This window comes from Paludibacterium paludis (assembly GCF_018802605.1).
GTDB lineage: Bacteria > Pseudomonadota > Gammaproteobacteria > Burkholderiales > Chromobacteriaceae > Paludibacterium > Paludibacterium paludis.
Window position 1 is genome coordinate 3,472,490 of sequence record NZ_CP069161.1, and the last position, 19,304, is coordinate 3,491,793.

The following is a 19,304-nucleotide window of genomic DNA, read 5'->3' on the forward strand; positions in this document are numbered from 1 at the left end:
ACACGGCCGGGAACGACAGGGCACGACACAGATCCGTGCCCTTGTCGTTTGTCGCGCCACACTATGGACGATCCTGCCATGTTTGAAAAAATCCTGATCGCCAACCGCGGCGAAATCGCACTGCGCATTCAGCGTGCGTGCCGCGAGCTGGGCATCAAAACCGTGGTCGTGCACTCCGAGGCGGACCGCGAAGCCAAATACGTCAAGCTCGCCGACGAATCGGTCTGCATCGGACCGGCGCCTTCGGCCAAGAGCTACCTCAACATTCCGGCCATCATTTCGGCCGCCGAAGTGACCGATGCCCAGGCGATTCACCCCGGCTACGGTTTCCTCTCGGAAAATGCCGACTTCGCCGAGCGTGTCGAGCAGTCCGGCTTCGTTTTCATCGGTCCGCGCCCGGAAACCATCCGCCTGATGGGCGACAAGGTTTCCGCCAAGGACGCCATGATCGCCGCCGGCGTACCCTGCGTCCCCGGCTCCGACGGCGCGCTGACCGACGACCCGGCGGAAATCGTCCGCTCGGCCAAGAAGATCGGTTTCCCGGTGATCATCAAGGCCGCCGGCGGGGGAGGCGGACGCGGCATGCGCGTGGTACACAGCGAAGCCGCGCTGATCAACGCCGTGAACATGACCCGGGCCGAGGCGCAAGCGGCGTTCGGCAACCCGACGGTGTACATGGAAAAATTCCTCGAACAACCGAGGCACATCGAAATCCAGGTTCTGTCGGACGAATACGGCAACGCCATCTTCCTTGGCGAACGCGACTGCTCGATGCAGCGCCGCCACCAGAAAATCATCGAGGAAGCGCCGGCGCCGGGCATCACCGACAAACAGCGCGGGCAGATCGGCAAGGTTTGCGCCGAAGCGTGCAGCCGCATCGGTTACCGCGGGGCCGGCACGTTCGAGTTTCTGTACGAGAACGGTGGCTTCTACTTCATCGAAATGAACACCCGCGTTCAGGTCGAACACCCAGTGACGGAAATGATCACCGGCATCGACATCGTGCAGGAACAGATCCGTATCGCCGCCGGCGAGAAGCTTCGTTACAAACAGCATGATGTGGTGCTGCGCGGCCATGCGATGGAGTGCCGGATCAATGCCGAAGACCCGTTCTCCTTCATCCCCTCCCCGGGACGCATCGAAGGCTACCACCCGGCCGGCGGCCCGGGCATCCGCATCGACTCGCACATTTACCAGGGCTACACGGTGCCATCGCATTATGACTCGATGATCGGCAAACTGATCGCCTACGGCGACACCCGCGACCAGGCCATGGCGCGCATGCGCGTCGCCCTGTCGGAAATGGCCGTATCCGGCATCAAAACCAATATCCCCCTGCACCAGGAACTCTTCATCGACGCCGCTTTCCAGCGCGGAGGCACCAGCATCCACTATCTTGAAGAGAGACTCTCGCAACTGAAGAAAGGGGAAGCCTGATGGCCTGGCAGCAAGCAACCATCGAAGCGGATTCCGCCGTCGCCGAACGCCTGGCTGACGCGCTGATGGACGTCGGCGCCCTGTCTTCCGCCATCGAGGACGCGTTCGCCGGCACAGCCCAGGAAGAGCCGATTTTCGGGGAACCTGGCGAACCGGTGGACCGGATGTGGCGCCAAAGCCGCATCATCACCCTGTTCGAGGAAGGCGCCGACGTGGCGCTGACGATCGCCGCGGCGAGCAACGCCTGCCAGATCGCCCCCCCCCCGTTCTCGGTCGAACGTATCGAAGAGCAGGACTGGGTTCGCATGACCCAGGCGCAATTCGAACCGATCAGGATCTCCGACCGGCTGTGGATCACCCCCACCTGGCACGACGCACCGGCTCCGGAAGCGGTCAACCTGCAACTCGACCCGGGCCTGGCATTCGGCACGGGCAGCCACCCGACGACCCGTCTTTGCCTGCAGTGGCTGGACGCGCACATCCGCGGAGGAGAAAGCCTGCTGGACTATGGTTGCGGCTCGGGCATTCTCGCGATCGCCGCGCTCAAGCTCGGCGCCGGACGCGCGGTCGGGGTGGACATCGACCCGCAAGCGGTGCGTGCGAGCATCGACAATGCCAGCCAGAATTCGGTCACGGCCCGTTTCTGCCTGCCCGACCAGTTGCCGGACGAGAAAAGCGATATCGTTCTGGCCAACATTTTGGCCAATCCGTTGCGCATGTTGGGAGGATTACTGGCGAATCATGTCAGAACCGGTGGTAAAATCGTTTTGTCGGGCATTCTCGCGGAGCAGGCCGAAGAACTTTCGGCGATCTACTCCGCGTGGTTCGACATGGACCCTCCGGTGTTTGACGAGGGCTGGACACGCTTGACAGGAACCCGACGCTAAAAACGTATGACCTACACCACACAGTGCCCCGATTGCCAGACCCGCTTCAAAGTCAACGACGCCCAACTTGCCGTCGCAGGCGGACTGGTCCGTTGCGGGCGCTGTTCACACGTTTTCAACGCCACGCTCCACCTCGTCGAGCAACCGGAACCGCCCCGGCTTGACGAGGAAGCGCCCGCGCCGCAGCCGGAGACACCGCACGCCCACCTGCCGGAGCACCGCACGCCCGCCGAAGAGCTCGACGATTTCGAGCTCGAGGTGCCCGACTTCGACCCCGAGGCCGCGCGCGCCGAAGCGGAGGCGGAACGTCTCGCGGCGGAGCGCACCGATGAGATGGCAGAGGAAAAGCTTCCCCCTCCATCCGATGACAGCGCCGCCCCCACGCCCGAAGACATCGATGCGTTCCAGCGCGCGCTGAGCGACGCATTGCACACCCCGGCCGTCCCCCATCACGACCGTTCGCCGGACGCGCCGATCGGCGATCCGTTCGCGGAACCGGTCTCCACCTTCGTTCCGCCGCCGAGTCATGAGGCGGACACGCGAAGCGAAGAGGATGACGAAGACGAGACGCCGGCCATTTTCGACACGCGGCGCACCGCGGCCAAACCCGCCGCAATGAGCGAGAATGAACCGTTCGCGGAGCCGTTCACGCCCGCTCGGGACGAACCCGCCCTGTCATTCGCCACAGCGATGGATCCTGTCGATACGCCGACGACCGGCCGCGCCTGGTGGAAAACCACCCTGCTGGTCGCCGCGAGCGTTGTCGGTTTGACACTGCTTGCCGGCCAGTTGGTTTACCTGAACCGGACACGCATAGGCGCCGAGGTGCCCGAACTGCGCCCGGCGCTCGAGACCGCCTGCAAGGCGTTCGGCTGCACCGTCGCGCTGCCGACGGATCTGCAATACATCAGAACGGAATGGTCGGATTGTCCGCAATTGCCCGATCACCCCAATGTTCTGCAATTGCAGGCGAAGGTACGCAACCGGGCGCCCTACCCGCAGGCTTGGCCAATGATGGAACTGACGCTCAAGGATGGCGATGACCAGGTGCTGGTGCGCAAGGTATTCACACCCAAAGAATACCTGAAAGCCGACGACTTCAAGCTTGGCCGATTCAATGCCAACACCGAAGCCCGGGTCGACATCCTGTTCGACGCGGGCCCGATCAGGCCGCGCGGCTACAGCATCTACTGGTTCTACCCCTGACCCCGCTTGCCGCCGCCCTCCTCGCGGGCCGCGGCGCCATTCTCCGCGGTTTGCATCGATTCGATTTCCGCCTCGGCCAGGATCGCGGCGATCGTATCGAAGTTGAAGTCATCCAGCGTATCGCGCAGACGCTCCGAATAGAACACTTCGTCCCGGCCATCCGCCAGAATGATGGCGGGCGCGGTATATCCGGCCAACGGATACTCGCTGATCAAGACACCGTAGCGCTTGTGAAAATCCCTTCCGCGCAGAGTGGAGAGCAGCGCGACGCCGGGCAATCCGTGTTCTTTCCTCGCCCGCCGTAGACTTGATGGCGAGTCCACCGAAATCACGACCAGCTGCAACTGCGGCCAGCGCTCGAGAAACCGCCGTGTTTCCCGCAACAGGCGCAAACCGCCATGTTCGTTCTCATCGATGGACAACAGCGTGAGGATGACTTTGGGCTGGCCGTTGAAGTGCTCGAGCGGCAAATCGTTGAACTGGTCGTCGACCAGCATGAAACTTGGCAGATGAGATCCGGCTTCCGGAAACTCTCCCGTCACGGGCAGGATTTCCTCACCGTAAAGGACTCGATGCTGAACCATGGCATTCTCCCCGGTTTCCTATCATGTTTGGCCTTTTACAGCCAAATTGCAAGCGGAATACAGAGAAGCGAAAGGATCAGTCGAGCGCGCTGCCCGACTCGGACTTGGGGGAGCGATTGAGCAGGTCGTCGACCACGCGAGCCGGTTCCGCTCCATGATAGAGCAAACCGCACACCGCGGCCGTCACCGGCATGTCCACTTCGAGGCGCTCGGCCATGGTGAGCACCTCGCGAGCCGTCGGCACGCCTTCGGCCACGTGTCCCAGTTCGGCGAGAATGACATCCAGCGGCTTGCCCTCGGCAAGCTTCAGCCCCACCTGACGATTGCGCGACAACTCGCCGGTGCAGGTCAGGATCAGATCCCCCATGCCCGCCAGCCCCATCATGGTCTGCTGACTCGCGCCCAGGGCAATGGCAAGGCGGGTGATCTCCGCGAGACCCCGGGTGATCAGGGCTGCCCGCGCATTCAGACCGAACCCCAGGCCGTCGGCGACACCGGTCGCGATGGCCATGACATTCTTCACCGCGCCGCCGACCTCAACACCAATCAAATCTTCGTTCGCATAGATCCGCAGCAACGGGCTATGAAGCTCTCGCGCCACGGACGCGGCGAATCCCGAATGGTCGGATGCCAGGGTCACGGCGGCAGGCAAACCCGCCGCCACTTCCTTGGCGAAACTCGGGCCGGACAAGACGCCGCAGGGCACGGAGGAAGGCAACTCTTCGGCCACCACCTGATGCGGCAGCAGGCTGGAGCCCGCCTCGAATCCCTTGCAGGCCCAGACAACCGGGGGCAAGGTCGCCCGGCCGGACATCAGCGCCTTGAGCGTGGAGCGCAGACCGGCGATCGGCGTGACGATCATCACCAGTTCGGCGCCGTTCAGGGCAACGGAAAGATCGGCGGTCAGCGACAACGACTCGGGAAAAGTCTGACCGGGAAGATAGCGCCGGTTGCAGCGCTCGGCCAACATTTGGGCGACATGGTCGGCATTGCGACCCCACAATATCGTATCGTGGTGACGGGCAAACGCCATGGCCAGTGCGGTACCCCAGGCGCCGGCCCCCAATATCGCGAGTTTCATGTTACAGCCCCCACACATCCAGAATGCGCACGAACCCCTGCGCACCGTCGCGGTGGCGGACCTTCACCCATCCGGCCGAAGGCGAAGCGAGCATTTCCACCACGCCGTCGCGCGGCACGGTGAACAGCACGTTCGCGGCCCCGTCCGCCGCCGCGCGCACCTCAGCCTTGTCCGTCACCACCAGGAGCATCGGCTGGGAAGACAGGGCAGCCGTCGGAATCCAGGCGATACCGCCCGTCGCGTCGCGAACCCGCGACCATTCCTTCTGGCTGGTGAGCACTTCCACCGGGTAGTAGCGGCTGACCACGAAGAGTTTTTTCGCGGTCAGGGACGGTGCCTCGTACAACGCCACACCGGTTTCCTTGACCGAACGGAATTCCAGGGCTCCCGCGGACGCGGAAAACACTCCCGCGGCCATGGCGAGGGCGGCAACGAGACACCGACGCTTCATCAGGCGTTACCCGCTTCCGCCTGCTGCGCACGCTGCTGCATGTACATGGCTTCGAAGTTGATCGGGTTGAGCAGAACCGGCGGGAATCCGGCGCGGTTCACGACGCTCGATACGGTTTCGCGGGCGTACGGGAACAGGATGTTCGGGCAGGCCACGCCGAGGATCGGGTCGAGGTCTTCGGTCGGAACGTTGCGGATCTGGAAAATGCCGGACTGCACGACTTCGACCAGGAACACGGTTTTGTCGCCGCCTTTGGCGGTAACGGTCAGGGACAGGCTCACGTCATAGAAGCCATCATCGATCTGCTTGCCCTCGGTGGACAGTTGCATTTCGATCTCGGGCTGGGCTTGCTCGAGGAATACCTGGGGGGCATTCGGCACTTCCAGGGACATGTCCTTGGTGTAAAGTTTTTCAATGGAGAAAACGGGTTGCAGATCGTCTTGCTGTTCGCTCATCGTGAGTCTCACTCATCGCCCCCGAGGGGCGGGTTCAGGTTGAAATATGGGGAATAGCAGGCCTTGCGGCCGCGACTTCCCCCGAATGATCGCATGAATCGACCGGACCGCCAACATCATTCAAATGACATCAATCGGCCAGCAGAACATCCAGTTTGCCCGCCTGCAACAATGCCTGGAGGTCATCGCATCCGCCAACATGGGTCTCCCCGATAAAAATCTGCGGAACGGTGCGGCGGCCGGTGATCGACATCATCGCTTCGCGGGCATCGGCGTCCAGATCGACGCGAATTTCCTCGATGGCCGTCACCCCGCGGGAGGCAAGAATCTGCTTGGCTCTCACACAATACGGGCAAACGGCCGTGGTATACATTTTGACGGCTTTCATGAAACACGGCTTTCTCTAAGGTCAATCATTTCATTATACCCGCCTGTGCGGCATCGGGCGCGGCTGAAAACCGCCCGACCAGGTCGGCGACAATGGCGTCCATCGCGGGCACGGCGCGACCGGGGTCGGCGCGGTTGACCACGACGACAATCGCCAGGCGGCGGCCATCGGCCGCCTGCCAGAATCCGGCGAGCGACCGGACATCGCGCAACGATCCGGTCTTCAGGCGAAGCTGTCCGCCCAGCGCCGGAAAGCGCCGCTTGAGGGTACCCTCGCCGCCGGCCGCCGGCAGGCTGGCCGCCAGATCCGCGCCTTCGGCTCCACGCAGCGCGGCGATCAGGGCTTCGCCAAGCAAGCGGGCGGAAACCCGTTCGCGCCGCGACAGCCCCGAGCCGTTTTCAAGCACCAGCGGCGTGGCATCGATACCCCGGGCCAGCAAGTGTTCACGCACGCACGCCTCCGCGCCATCCACCACATCGCCGTCAACGGGCGCTTCACGTCCAAGCGTCAGAAAAATCAGACGGGCCATCGGATTGCTGCTGTGCTTGAGCATGTCAGGAAGAATTCTCGACAGCGTCGGGGAATCAATGCTCGCCAGCACGCGCGCGCCGACCGGCGCCTTGCCGCTGCCGGCCGGCAGCGCCCCTTCTCCGCCAGCTTTGCGCCAAGCCCAGGCGAAAGAGGCGTGAGCGAAGGATGACGCATCCATCAGCTCAACATAGGTGCGCGCCCCATCACAGGCTGCCGGCAAACGCCCCTCCACAACCACTCCGCGCCCGTCATGCCGGATCGACACATAATCCCGCACATTCGCGCAGGACGAACCGGGCCGGGACGTCAATCGCACAGTCAGCGGCACCTCCGGCAATGCCGGCTCCAGGGCCGCCCGCGGACCGCTGGCATCATTATAGAAAGTCAGCCACCCCACGTTGAGGTTGGTCAAATGGGTGTCAGGCGGGCTGGCGAACGCCCGCCCCTCATCGGCGTCGAAATCGTCCGAACCGGCGATCCGGTTGAACGCGGAGCGATCCTGAACCAGCCGCCCCTCGATCGCGCGAACGCCACGCTCCCGCAATCTGGACACCAGCGCCTGCAAATCGTCGAGATAAAACCGTGGATCGCCCCGCCCGACCCAATAAAGATCTCCCTTGAGCACACCATCAACGACCGGAGCGTCCGCCACCAGATCGGTGCGCCATACGTAGTCGGGTCCGAGCCGGGACAACGCGGCCCAGGCCGTGAGGAGCTTCATGGTGGAGGCCGGATTCACCGAGGCATTCTCGCGCCAGACGACCGGCACCCCGCCCCCTTCAACCGGAGCGGCGTAGACAGCGACGCTGTCCGGGTCAAGACCGTGCAGGTCGGGCATCGGGCCGGCGCCCGATGCTCGCGAAAAACACACGGCGATCACAACAAAGAAGAAACGGAACATGCTACAACTCCTGCGGATCGATATCCAAAGACCAGCGCAAGGCGCGCGGCGCGCGGCGCGCCAGATCGGCGGCGCAGGCGGACAACTCGTCAAGGCACGCGTGCAACTCGGCCCTGCGTTGCGCCTCGAGAATCAGCTGGGCCCGCTCCCGATTGGCCAGCCGCATCATCAGCGCCGGCGCGGGTCCGGAGAACAGTACGGCAGGGTGCCGCCCGGCGACATCGGCGGACACCGACTCGAGAAAGCGGCAGGCATCGCCAAGCCGCGGCGCGTCGGCCCGCAGCACGGCCTGGAAGGTGGAGGGAGGGAAGCCCGCCGCCTCGCGCTCGGCAAGCTGCGTTTCGGTGAACCCGTCGAAGTCGTTCGCGCGCAGCGCCTGGTACAAGGGGTGCTCCGCCCACTGGGTTTGCACCAGCACCTCGCCCGGCACATCCGCTCGGCCGGCCCGGCCGGCGACTTGCACCAACTGGGAAAACAACCGCTCGCCGGCGCGGTAATCGGCCGAATACAGTCCGCCATCGGCATTGAGCACCACGACCAGACTCAGCGCGCCAAAATCATGCCCTTTGGCCAGCATCTGGGTTCCGACCAGGATATCGACCTCTCCGGCATGCACTTGCCGGTAGATGGCATCCCAGGCATGCTTGCGCGCCGTCGTATCCCGATCGATGCGCAGCACGCGCGCCTCCGGAAACATTCGCTCCAACGCCGACTCAAGGCGCTGGGTTCCTTCGCCGAGCGGCTTGATGTCGATGTTGCCGCATGACGGGCAGGCACGCGGAACCGGCTCCTCGTGACCGCAATGGTGGCAGCGCAGCACCCGCTCGAGAAGATGGACGACCAGGCGGGCGGAACAGCCCGGGCAACCCGATATCCAGCCGCACTCCGTGCACGCCACAACCGGAGCGAAACCGCGCCGGTTGATATACACAAGACTCATCTCGCGGCGCTCGATGCGCCGGCGCAGTGCGTCAATGGCCGGCTCGGCCAATCCTTCGACACGCTTCAGGTGACGCACATCGAGCAGATGAATGACCGGCAGGCTGGCTTTGCCATGCGCGCGACGGGTCAGGCTCACGCGTTCGTAGCGGCCGGCGCGGATATTGGCCACCGTTTCAAGACTGGGCGTGGCGCTGCCCAGCACAACAGGCACCTTATCCCGGCGCGCCCGCCACACCGCCAGATCCCGGGCGTGGTAGCGCAAACCATCCTGCTGTTTGAACGAACCGTCGTGCTCCTCGTCGACGATGATGAGTCCCAATTTCGGCAACGGCACGAACACCGACATGCGCGTGCCGATGACGATGCCGGCCCGGCCTTGCCAGGCGTCCACCCACGCGCGCAAACGCTCGCCATCCGACAGTTCACTATGCAATAACGCCATGCGTGTTCGCGGAAAACGTTCGGCGAACCGCGAAACCAGTTGGGGGGTCAGGTTGATTTCGGGCACCAGGATCAGCACCTGACGCCCGGCCGCCAGTTCGGCTTCGATGCGTCGCAGATAAACCTCGGTCTTGCCGCTGCCGGTAATTCCCTGCAGCACCCATGCGCGGAATCCCTCGCCGGAGGACAAGGCAGCCAGCGCCGCCGCCTGCTCATCGTTCAGGACCGGTACGGTGGCCACTTCGAACGGAACGGACGGCGGGGTTTCGCGTTTTAGCAATCCCCGATCCAGCCAGTCCGCGACAACGGCGCCGGCCCTTGGCATGGCCGACTTGATCCGGGCAATCGTCATGGGGCCGTCGCACAGTGCCTGCCACAAGGCCCGGCGCGCGGTCTGGCGCGCCGGGGGCGGCTCGGACACCCCCCGGTCGGTCAGGGCATACAGCGTCTCGTCGGGCAGCACCACATCGCGCGCCTCCCGCAAGCTGGTCGGGAGCGCGGTGAACAGGGCCTGCCCGAACGGATAGTGATAGTAACGGGCGGCGAACTCGACCATGGAGAAGAACTCGGGAGGCAACGGCGGCACGCCGGCCAGACTCGCCTCGATTTCTTTGAGACGGTCCGCTTCCACACCCTCTCGGGGTATCGCGTTAGCAACAATGCCACACACCTTGCGCCGACCGAACGGTACAAGGACACGCTGCCCGGGAATCAGCGCCTCCCGGGCCAGATAAGTGAACGTTCCATGAAGAGGGACATCGACCGCGACTTCAACGGTTTGCACTTCGCCCAATTTTTTCCATCGCTCCCAAAAACCAGCGCTGACAAGCCTTTGCGCCAGCTGTTAACAGTTCCTGTGGATAACTTTGTGAATAATACCTTGACCATAATCAGGAAAGGCGGCGGACCGGCCTTTCCATTAGATTGCATATTTTTTAAGCAAACATTAAAGTCGTTTATTTTCAATGAGTTACAACGCCGCGCAAAAGACAGGTTTTTTCTCTCTACGTTGTTCCACTTAACCGCCTCAACGTGTGCATAAGTCGTGGAACGACACTCCGCCCCCCTGTCAATACCCGCCAGAAAAAATGCCGCGCAAGCAGCGCGGCATTTTTGCACACGACGGAGCCGGCTGGTCAAGACATCCCGAAAACCGCTCCGCGCCTGGGCGCATTCACATCGGATACCCCTTCACCCCGCGCGGCGGGACAAACCATGAACCGCCTCCACCAGCACGCCGGCATGCTCGGGATCGACAAACTGCGAAATACCGTGCCCCAAATTGAACACGTGGCCGGATCCTTGCCCGTACGCGGCCAGGATGCGCCTCACCTCCTGGCGAATACCGTCCGGCGATCCGAACAGTACATTCGGATCCAGATTGCCCTGCAAGGCGACACGATCACCCACACGGCGGCGCGCCTCCGCGATGTCCGTCGTCCAGTCAAGACCGATCGCATCGGCACCGCTGTCGGCGATCGCTTCCAGCCATTGCCCGCCTCCCTTGGTGAATACGATGCAGGGAACACGACGTCCGTCTTTCTCCCGGATCAGGCCATCCACGATGCGCTTCATATAGGCGAGCGAGAAGATTTTGTAGGCATCGTGCGAGAGCGCGCCACCCCAGGTATCGAAAATCTGCACCGCCTGGGCACCCGCCTCGATCTGGGCATTCAGGTAAGCGGTGACCGCACGGGCATTCACCTCGAGCACCTTGTGCAACAGCTCCGGACGGGAGTAAAGCATCGCCTTCACGTGTCGGAAGTCCGCGCTGCCGCCTCCCTCGATCATATAGCAGGCGAGCGTGAACGGACTGCCCGAGAAGCCGATCAGCGGCACACGCCCATCCAGCGCGCGGCGGATCGATGTCACCGCGTCGAGAACGTAGCGAAGCTTGTCGGACGGATCCGGCGCGAACAGCGCCTCGACATCGCTTTCGGTACGGACCGGACGCTCGAAACGGGGCCCCTCGCCTTCTGCGAAATACAGCCCCAGCCCCATGGCATCGGGCACGGTCAGGATATCGGAGAACAGGATCGCCGCATCCAGGGGAAACCTGTCCAGCGGCTGCAGCGTCACCTCCGTCGCAAGCTCGGGACTTTTGCACAACGACAGGAAGTCACCGGCGCGAGCGCGGGTCGCACGGTACTCGGGCAGATAACGTCCGGCCTGGCGCATCATCCAGACGGGGGTATAGTCGACAGGCTCTTTGAGGAGCGCGCGCAGGAAGGTATCGTTCTTCAAGGATGTCATTCTCATTTACCTGTTTGCAGAGTAGGGCGATTATACCGTCAGATATCCGCTTCGACTTCGTTGCCGTGCGCTTCCATCCAGCTGCGGCGACCGGCCGCCTCGCCCTTGCCCATCAGCATATTGAACATGACGCGCGTTGTCTCCATGGCGTCGGCGCGCACCCTGACCCGCGACAACCGGCGGGTATCCGGATGCATCGTGGTGTCCTTGAGCTGCTCCGGATTCATTTCGCCCAGCCCCTTGAAGCGGCTGATGCTCCACGACCCAGGGCGAACGCCTTCGCTGGCGAGACGATCCAGAATGGCGTTCATCTCCGCCTCATCAAGAGCGTAAAGCTTGCGCGGCGGACGGTTCTTGCCGTGCCCGGGCACATCCACCCGGAAAAGAGGCGGCTGGGCGATATAGATATGGCCCAGCTCGATCAAACGAGGGAAATGCCGGTAGAACAGCGTCAGCAACAAGACCTGGATGTGCGAGCCGTCGACATCGGCATCGGACAAGATCGCGATTTTCCCGTAGCGCAGCCCCGTCAGATCGACCTCGTCACCGGCCCGGTGCGGATCGACACCGATGGCTACCGCGATATCGTGGATTTCCGCATTGGAAAACAACTGATCCTTGTCGGTCTCCCAACTGTTCAAGACCTTGCCGCGCAACGGCAGGATGGCCTGGTACTCCTTGTCGCGAGCCAGCTTCGCCGATCCGCCGGCGGAATCGCCCTCAACCAGAAAAAGCTCGTTGCGCTCGATGTCCTCGCTTTCGCAATCGGTCAACTTGCCGGGCAGCACGGCGACGCCGGAGCCCTTTTTCTTCTCGACCTTCTTCGCCGATTTGAGGCGCGACTGCGCTTGCCGGATAGCCAGTTCGGCGATTTTTTTCGCGGCATCGACATGCTGGTTGAGCCACAGCTCGACCGGATCGCGACTGACAGAGGAGACCAGACGCAGCGCGTCCCGGCTGGTCAGCTTGTCCTTGGTCTGCCCCTGGAACTGGGGATCGAGCACGCGGGCGGACAAGACAAAGCGGACTTTGCTCCAGACATCCTCCGCCATCAGCTTGACGCCGCGCGGCAAAAGGTTGTGATGGTCGACGAAGCTTTTCACCGCCTCGAACACCCCGGCGCGCAGCCCCGCTTCGTGCGTTCCTCCGACAGGGGTCGGAATCAGGTTGACGTAGCTTTCGCCGCCCGCTCCATCCTCGAACCAGGCCAACGCCCACTGGGCGCCTTCGCCCGGAGCGAATTGCTCGTGATCGGGACCGATATAAGCTTCTCCGGCAAACAGGGGAGCCACAGGCTCGTCGCCGTTGCACAATTCGGCAAGATAGCTCTTCAGGCCATCCGGATACTGCCAGACCTTCACTTCCTCGCCGCCGGGCTTCTCGTGAACCAGAGAAACGGACACACCGGGCAGCAGCACCGCTTTGGCGCGCAGAAGACGCTCGAGCTCCGCCATCGAATAGCGAGGGCTCTCGAAATAGCGGCTGTCCGGCCAGACCCGCACGCGCGTTCCGGCCGTTCTCGCACCGCACTCCCCGACCTGGGCGAGCGGTTCGACCACATCGCCGCCGGAGAACGCCATGCGCCAGACACCGCCATCGCGCTTGACTTCGACTTCCAGGCGGGTGGACAACGCATTGGTCACCGAAACGCCGACCCCGTGCAGACCGCCCGAGAAAGCGTACGCCCCGCCGTCCTTTTTGTTGAATTTGCCACCCGCGTGCAGCCGGGTGAAAACCAGCTCGACGACGGGAACGCCTTCCTGAGGGTGCAGACCGACAGGAATGCCACGGCCATCGTCTTCGACCGACAACGAGCCGTCCAGATGCACCGTCACGGCGATCTTGCGCGCGAAGCCGCCCAGGGCTTCGTCGGCCGCATTGTCGATCACTTCCTGGCAAATGTGAGTGGGGTCGGTCGTCCGGGTGTACATGCCCGGCCGTTCCTTGACGGGCTCCAGGCCCTTGAGCACCCTAACCGAAGATTCGTCGTAATTTTGGGTCATCGTGAAAAGATTTCTTGTCTGTATCGGATGGGGGCGCGAACGGACGATCGCGGAGGAAGGCCATGCCGATCACCGCCCGCAATGGCCCCGCCAACCGGGAGAGCCGCGCCCTTCCCGGCCGAAAACACGCTGGCACACGGCAACCGTGGTGTCACGTCGGCAAGTCCGCGTCCGTCCTGTCGCCGGGCAAGCTGGTCAGATAATCCTCCCGGCTTTCCACACCCTTGAGAAAACGCGACAGTTCGCGCAGCGCCCGTTCGTACACATCGCGCTTGAATTCGATCACGGCATCGATGGGCGCCCAGTAGCGGTTCCAGCGCCAGCCATCGAACTCCGGATGGTTGGTGGCCCTCAGGCAAACATCGCAGTCCCGACCGACGAGTTTGAGCAGGAACCAGATCTGCTTCTGGCCTTTATAACTGCCGCGCCACTCCCTGCGCACCCAGTTGCTGGGCACGTCATAGCGCAGCCAATCCCGGGTTCTCCCAAGAATCTTGACATGTTGGGGCAAGAGACCCACTTCTTCCAAAAGCTCGCGATACATCGCCGCCTCAGGACTCTCCCCCGGTTTGATGCCCCCTTGCGGGAACTGCCAGGAATGCTCGCGTACCCGTTTTCCCCAGAAAACTTCATTGCGGGCATTGATAAGGACAATTCCGACATTGGGGCGGTATCCGTCCCGGTCCAGCATGAAAAAAACCTGCGATTCGTCTAGTTATTCGAATTTTTGCACATTTCAGACTCCTGTGCCATGCGCCCGCGCCACGACAAGACAGCATGATCACCACGCGGCACGCCACCTGTTGGCCAGTAGTGATACCATAGTCTGCTTTATGGCATGGCCTGAACAATAAAACTGATGCCCCAAATCCTACTTCGTCCGCAACTGGACCAGCTTCCGGCCTTCGGCCTCAAGACGGGTGACGTCACCACGCTGATGAGCGCCGAAGATTTTCGTGCAAGACTACTGGAGGCCATCGGCCAGGCCCGCGAACGCATCTGCCTGACCGCGCTGTACCTGCAGGATGACGAAGCGGGGCATCAGGTCATGGACGCGCTCGTCGACGCCGCCAGACGCAATCCGGAGCTGGCGATATCGGTCGTCGTCGACTGGCATCGCGGCCAGCGGGGATTGATAGGCGCGGCGCGCAACGACGGCAACGCCGCCTGGTACCGCGAGGTCTGCGAGGCGCACGGCGGCATCGTGCCGGTTTACGGTGTGCCGGCCCAGACCCGCGAACTCTTCGGAGTCCTGCATCTGAAGGGTTTCGTTATCGACAACAGCGTCATCTACAGCGGCGCGAGCCTGAACAATGTTTATCTTGGCTGGCGGGGACGCTACCGCTTCGACCGGTACCACATCATCGAATGCGCCGCGCTGGCCGACAGCATGTACGACCTCGTTCAGCGCCACATTATCGGCAATCCCGCCGTGCACCGGCTCGATCTGCCCAATCCGCCGGCCACAAAAGCGATCCGCCGCGAGATCAAGGAGTTCCGCGCGAACCTGGTCAAACTGCGCTACGACACATCGGGCGCCACCGCGTTGCCCGGCACCCTGTCGGTCACCCCGCTCATCGGCGTCGGCAAGAACAACCCCCTAAACCGCCAGGTGTGCCAATTGCTGGCGTCGGCGACCCGGCGAGTGGTGATCTGCACGCCGTACTTCAACTTCCCGCGCCCCGTCTCCCGCGAGATCGGACGCCTGCTCCGCCGCGGCGTGACGGTCGATATCATCGTCGGCGACAAGACGGCCAACGACTTCTTCATCCCGCCCGATGAACCGTTCAAGGCGATCGGCGCGTTGCCGTATCTGTATGAGATCAATCTGCGCCGTTTTGCCAAACGCCATGAAAAATTCATCGCCGACGGATCGCTGAACCTGCATCTGTGGAAACATGGGGACAACAGTTACCACCTCAAAGGCATTCTGGTCGATGATCGCTACACCCTCATCACGGGCAACAACCTGAACCCGAGAGCGTTCAGGCTGGATTTGGAGAACGCCTTGCTATTCAGAGACCCGCATGGCGAACTTTCGGCGCAGAACGAAGCCGAGCTGGCCAACATCCTGACACATTGCCGCAAGGTCGAGCGTGCCGGAGATCTGGAATCGGTCCGGCACTATCCGGAACCGGTGAAGAAGCTGATCAGCCGCCTGAGCCGTGTCCGTGTGGACAGACTGCTCTATCGGATACTCTGATCCCGCCCGCTATGCGAAAGCCGCCTTCTGGCGGCTTTTTTAATGCTCTGACGCCGAAGAAAACCGCACAACTCACCGCGCACATCATGGGGAGTTACCGACAGATGTTCGCGAACCGGTGAGACGCGGCCACATTCCCGCGGTTGCGCTCCAGGTCGATGGCACAACAGATCAAAACCGCACGGGAGGCGGCGCCATGAAATCCGGCCGCCAGAAAGGCAAAAGCCCTGACCGTAGGGTCAGGGCTTGGAGGGGGGAGTCTGGCGGTGTCCTACTTTCACACGGCGAATACCGCACTATCATCGGCGCTAAGGCGTTTCACGGTCCTGTTCGGGATGGGAAGGCGTGGGACCACCTCGCTATGGCCGCCAGACATAAACTGTCAACAAATCAAGAAGCCGCCCGCGCGTCGCGGGAGTATGTATCGGGTCGATGACGCATCGCGTCGCCAGCCTGGGCTCACCCAAGCTGTTCAAATGATAGGATCAAGCCTCACGAGCCATTAGTATCGGTTAGCTTAACGCCTCACAGCGCTTCCACACCCGACCTATCAACGTCCTGGTCTCGAACGACTCTTCAGGGAGGTCAAGCCTCCAGGGAAGTCTCATCTTCAGGCGAGTTTCCCGCTTAGATGCTTTCAGCGGTTATCTCTTCCAAACTTAGCTACCCGGCAATGCCACTGGCGTGACAACCGGTACACCAGAGGTTCGTCCACTCCGGTCCTCTCGTACTAGGAGCAGCCCCCGTCAAACTTCCAACGCCCACTGCAGATAGGGACCAAACTGTCTCACGACGTTTTGAACCCAGCTCACGTACCACTTTAAATGGCGAACAGCCATACCCTTGGGACCGGCTACAGCCCCAGGATGTGATGAGCCGACATCGAGGTGCCAAACTCCGCCGTCGATGTGAACTCTTGGGCGGAATCAGCCTGTTATCCCCGGAGTACCTTTTATCCGTTGAGCGATGGCCCTTCCATTCAGAACCACCGGATCACTATGTCCTGCTTTCGCACCTGCTCGACTTGTCGGTCTCGCAGTCAAGCCACCTTTTGCCATTGCACTATCAGCACGATTTCCGACCGTACCTAGGTGACCTTCGAACTCCTCCGTTACACTTTGGGAGGAGACCGCCCCAGTCAAACTGCCTACCATGCACTGTCCCCAATCCGGATCACGGACCAAGGTTAGAACCTCAAACACACCAGGGTGGTATTTCAAGGGCGGCTCCATGCGAACTGGCGTCCACACTTCCCAGCCTCCCACCTATCCTACACAAGTCTGTTCAAAGTCCAATGCAAAGCTACAGTAAAGGTTCACGGGGTCTTTCCGTCTAGCAGCGGGGAGATTGCATCTTCACAAACATTTCAACTTCGCTGAGTCTCAGGAGGAGACAGTGTGGCCATCGTTACGCCATTCGTGCGGGTCGGAACTTACCCGACAAGGAATTTCGCTACCTTAGGACCGTTATAGTTACGGCCGCCGTTTACCGGGGCTTCGATCAAGAGCTTGCACCCCATCACTTAACCTTCCGGCACCGGGCAGGCGTCACACCGTATACGTCCACTTTCGTGTTGGCACAGTGCTGTGTTTTTGATAAACAGTCGCAGCCACCGATTCTCTGCGACCCCTTCGACCTTCGAGCGCGAGGCTCTACAATCTACCGGGGCATACCTTCTCCCGAAGTTACGGTATCAATTTGCCGAGTTCCTTCTCCTGAGTTCTCTCAAGCGCCTTGGAATTTTCATCCTGCCCACCTGTGTCGGTTTGCGGTACGGTTTTTGCAAGGCTGAAGCTTAGTGGCTTTTCCTGGAAGCGGGGTATCAGTCACTTCAGGTCCGTAGACCCTCGTTATCACCTCTCGACGTTAACAGCGCGGCGGATTTGCCTGCCACGCCCGTCTACCAGCTTGAACGACCTATTCCAACAGGCCGCTGACCTAACCTTCTCCGTCCCCACATCGCACCTTGCAAAAGTACGGGAATATTGACCCGTTTCCCATCGACTACGCATTTCTGCCTCGCCTTAGGGGCCGACTCACCCTACGCCGATGAACGTTGCGTAGGAAACCTTGGGCTTTCGGCGAGCGGGCTTTTCACCCGCTTTATCGCTACTCATGTCAGCATTCGCACTTCTGATATCTCCAGCATCCCTCTCAGGACACCTTCACAGACCTACAGAACGCTCCCCTACCACGTGACCTAAGTCACATCCGCAGCTTCGGTTATAAGCTTGAGCCCCGTTACATCTTCCGCGCAGGACGACTCGACCAGTGAGCTATTACGCTTTCTTTAAATGATGGCTGCTTCTAAGCCAACATCCTGGCTGTCTGTGCCTTCCCACCTCGTTTACCACTTAGCTTATCATTTGGGACCTTAGCTGGCGGTCTGGGTTGTTTCCCTCTTGACGATGGACGTTAGCACCCACCGTCTGTCTCCCATGCTCGCACTTTCCGGTATTCAGAGTTTGCCATGGTTTGGTAAGTCGCAATGACCCCCTAGCCATAACAGTGCTTTACCCCCGGAAGTGATACATGAGGCACTACCTAAATAGTTTTCGGGGAGAACCAGCTATCTCCGAGTTTGTTTAGCCTTTCACCCCTATCCACAGCTCATCCCCTAGTTTTGCAACACTAGTGGGTTCGGACCTCCAGTGCGTGTTACCGCACCTTCATCCTGGCCATGGATAGATCACTCGGTTTCGGGTCTACGCCCAGCAACTCAGTCGCCCTGTTCGGACTCGGTTTCCCTACGCCTCCCCTATTCGGTTAAGCTCGCTACTGAACGTAAGTCGCTGACCCATTATACAAAAGGTACGCAGTCACCCCATTTTTCAAGGGCTCCCACTGTTTGTATGCATCCGGTTTCAGGTTCTATTTCACTCCCCTCCCGGGGTTCTTTTCGCCTTTCCCTCACGGTACTGGTTCACTATCGGTCGATCACGAGTATTTAGCCTTGGAGGATGGTCCCCCCATCTTCAGACAGGATTTCGCGTGTCCCGCCCTACTTCTCGTACGCCTAGTCTCATCGCCACGTTTTCGTGTACGGGGCTATCACCCACTATGGCCGCCCTTTCCAGAGCCTTCCACTAACGCCGCGACTATCTCGTACAGGCTATTCCGCTTTCGCTCGCCACTACTGGCGGAATCTCGGTTGATTTCTTTTCCTGCGGGTACTTAGATGTTTCAGTTCTCCGCGTTCGCTTCGCCTTCCCTATATATTCAGGAAGGGATGACCCCTAAGGGCCGGGTTTCCCCATTCGGACATCGTGGGATCAATGTTCCATTGCCAACTCCCCCACGCTTTTCGCAGGCTTGCACGTCCTTCATCGCCTGTGATCGCCAAGGCATCCACCAGATGCACTTAATCGCTTGACCCTATCATCTGAACAGCCTAAACCACCCAGACTCCAGTTTCGCGACACGTCACGATCCCCTTCAAGACCGTCACGTCGATACAATCATCTACCCAAGTCGCACCCACCCGGATTCCTCCGGATCGGTGAACTTTACATATCAGCTTCTCAATTTGTTAAAGATCAAC

Annotated in this window: 14 protein-coding genes and 2 rRNA genes; 4 read left to right on the forward strand and 12 right to left on the reverse strand. The window is 61.3% G+C overall.

Annotated features, from left to right (window positions below; all coding sequences use genetic code 11):
- The first annotated feature begins 78 nt into the window (after window positions 1–78).
- The 3 genes from accC to JNO50_RS16105 are packed head-to-tail and all read left to right on the forward strand — an operon-like array spanning window position 79 to window position 3,530.
- Window positions 79–1,437, forward strand: coding sequence for an acetyl-CoA carboxylase biotin carboxylase subunit (gene accC / locus JNO50_RS16095; RefSeq protein ID WP_189529878.1), 1,359 nt, complete (start codon window positions 79–81; stop codon window positions 1,435–1,437).
- Complete coding sequence (gene prmA / locus JNO50_RS16100; protein WP_189529875.1) at window positions 1,437–2,324, forward strand: 50S ribosomal protein L11 methyltransferase; 888 nt, start codon at window positions 1,437–1,439, stop codon at window positions 2,322–2,324. Before accC ends, prmA begins: the two co-directional genes overlap by 1 nt.
- Window positions 2,325–2,330: 6 nt before the next feature.
- Window positions 2,331–3,530, forward strand: coding sequence for a DUF3426 domain-containing protein (locus JNO50_RS16105; RefSeq protein WP_189529872.1), 1,200 nt, complete (start codon window positions 2,331–2,333; stop codon window positions 3,528–3,530).
- Here JNO50_RS16105 and JNO50_RS16110 read toward each other — a convergent pair.
- The 10 genes from JNO50_RS16110 to JNO50_RS16155 form a co-directional block, all read right to left on the reverse strand.
- Window positions 3,521–4,114 carry a thioredoxin domain-containing protein gene (locus tag JNO50_RS16110; protein ID WP_189529870.1) on the reverse strand — a complete coding sequence of 198 codons (594 nt, stop codon included), beginning with the start codon at window positions 4,112–4,114 and terminating at the stop codon, window positions 3,521–3,523. The two genes, JNO50_RS16105 and JNO50_RS16110, sit on opposite strands and share 10 nt — an antisense overlap.
- 76 nt (window positions 4,115–4,190) lie before the next feature.
- Complete coding sequence (locus JNO50_RS16115; protein WP_189529869.1) at window positions 4,191–5,195, reverse strand: NAD(P)H-dependent glycerol-3-phosphate dehydrogenase; 1,005 nt, start codon at window positions 5,193–5,195, stop codon at window positions 4,191–4,193.
- Window position 5,196: 1 nt separating this feature from the next.
- The gene (locus JNO50_RS16120; protein WP_189529867.1) at window positions 5,197–5,646 is read right to left on the reverse strand and encodes an SH3 domain-containing protein; all 450 of its coding nucleotides are present in this window, start codon (window positions 5,644–5,646) and stop codon (window positions 5,197–5,199) included.
- Complete coding sequence (gene secB, locus JNO50_RS16125; protein ID WP_189529865.1) at window positions 5,646–6,101, reverse strand: protein-export chaperone SecB; 456 nt, start codon at window positions 6,099–6,101, stop codon at window positions 5,646–5,648. Before secB ends, JNO50_RS16120 begins: the two co-directional genes overlap by 1 nt.
- Before the next feature lie 130 nt (window positions 6,102–6,231).
- Entirely contained in the window at window positions 6,232–6,489 is a 258-nt protein-coding gene (grxC, locus tag JNO50_RS16130) for a glutaredoxin 3 (protein ID WP_189529863.1), read from the reverse strand.
- Between the two features lie 25 nt (window positions 6,490–6,514).
- The gene (dacB, locus tag JNO50_RS16135; RefSeq protein WP_229804381.1) at window positions 6,515–7,921 is read right to left on the reverse strand and encodes a D-alanyl-D-alanine carboxypeptidase/D-alanyl-D-alanine endopeptidase; all 1,407 of its coding nucleotides are present in this window, start codon (window positions 7,919–7,921) and stop codon (window positions 6,515–6,517) included.
- A 1-nt stretch (window position 7,922) separates the two neighbouring features.
- Window positions 7,923–10,088, reverse strand: a complete 2,166-nt coding sequence (locus JNO50_RS16140; protein WP_229804450.1) for a primosomal protein N' — start codon at window positions 10,086–10,088, stop codon at window positions 7,923–7,925.
- Window positions 10,089–10,495: 407 nt separating this feature from the next.
- The gene (hemE, locus tag JNO50_RS16145; protein ID WP_189529859.1) at window positions 10,496–11,557 is read right to left on the reverse strand and encodes a uroporphyrinogen decarboxylase; all 1,062 of its coding nucleotides are present in this window, start codon (window positions 11,555–11,557) and stop codon (window positions 10,496–10,498) included.
- 38 nt (window positions 11,558–11,595) lie between these two features.
- Complete coding sequence (parE, locus tag JNO50_RS16150; RefSeq protein ID WP_189529856.1) at window positions 11,596–13,560, reverse strand: DNA topoisomerase IV subunit B; 1,965 nt, start codon at window positions 13,558–13,560, stop codon at window positions 11,596–11,598.
- A 151-nt stretch (window positions 13,561–13,711) separates the two neighbouring features.
- Window positions 13,712–14,251, reverse strand: a complete 540-nt coding sequence (locus JNO50_RS16155) for an RNA pyrophosphohydrolase (RefSeq protein WP_189529854.1) — start codon at window positions 14,249–14,251, stop codon at window positions 13,712–13,714.
- 168 nt (window positions 14,252–14,419) lie between these two features.
- Between JNO50_RS16155 and pssA the strand changes: the two genes are divergently transcribed.
- Window positions 14,420–15,763: a CDP-diacylglycerol--serine O-phosphatidyltransferase gene (gene pssA, locus JNO50_RS16160; protein ID WP_189529852.1), complete on the forward strand. Its 1,344-nt coding sequence runs from the start codon at window positions 14,420–14,422 to the stop codon at window positions 15,761–15,763.
- A gap of 258 nt (window positions 15,764–16,021) precedes the next feature.
- Here pssA and rrf read toward each other — a convergent pair.
- Window positions 16,022–16,136 (reverse strand): 5S ribosomal RNA (gene rrf, locus JNO50_RS16165).
- Window positions 16,137–16,244: 108 nt separating this feature from the next.
- Window positions 16,245–19,138: ribosomal RNA gene (locus tag JNO50_RS16170) — 23S ribosomal RNA — on the reverse strand.
- Window positions 19,139–19,304: the final 166 nt, after the last annotated feature.

Bases quoted from the DNA above. Each gene is read 5' to 3' on its own strand.
- accC (WP_189529878.1), top strand. From the start codon at position 79: ATGTTTGAAAAAATCCTGATCGCCAACCGCGGCGAAATCGCACTGCGC.
- prmA (WP_189529875.1), top strand. From the start codon at position 1,437: ATGGCCTGGCAGCAAGCAACCATCGAAGCGGATTCCGCCGTCGCCGAA.
- JNO50_RS16105 (WP_189529872.1), top strand. From the start codon at position 2,331: ATGACCTACACCACACAGTGCCCCGATTGCCAGACCCGCTTCAAAGTC.
- JNO50_RS16110 (WP_189529870.1), bottom strand. From the start codon at position 4,114: ATGGTTCAGCATCGAGTCCTTTACGGTGAGGAAATCCTGCCCGTGACG.
- JNO50_RS16115 (WP_189529869.1), bottom strand. From the start codon at position 5,195: ATGAAACTCGCGATATTGGGGGCCGGCGCCTGGGGTACCGCACTGGCC.
- JNO50_RS16120 (WP_189529867.1), bottom strand. From the start codon at position 5,646: ATGAAGCGTCGGTGTCTCGTTGCCGCCCTCGCCATGGCCGCGGGAGTG.
- secB (WP_189529865.1), bottom strand. From the start codon at position 6,101: ATGAGCGAACAGCAAGACGATCTGCAACCCGTTTTCTCCATTGAAAAA.
- grxC (WP_189529863.1), bottom strand. From the start codon at position 6,489: ATGAAAGCCGTCAAAATGTATACCACGGCCGTTTGCCCGTATTGTGTG.
- dacB (WP_229804381.1), bottom strand. From the start codon at position 7,921: ATGTTCCGTTTCTTCTTTGTTGTGATCGCCGTGTGTTTTTCGCGAGCA.
- hemE (WP_189529859.1), bottom strand. From the start codon at position 11,557: ATGACATCCTTGAAGAACGATACCTTCCTGCGCGCGCTCCTCAAAGAG.
- parE (WP_189529856.1), bottom strand. From the start codon at position 13,560: ATGACCCAAAATTACGACGAATCTTCGGTTAGGGTGCTCAAGGGCCTG.
- JNO50_RS16155 (WP_189529854.1), bottom strand. From the start codon at position 14,251: ATGCTGGACCGGGACGGATACCGCCCCAATGTCGGAATTGTCCTTATC.
- pssA (WP_189529852.1), top strand. From the start codon at position 14,420: ATGCCCCAAATCCTACTTCGTCCGCAACTGGACCAGCTTCCGGCCTTC.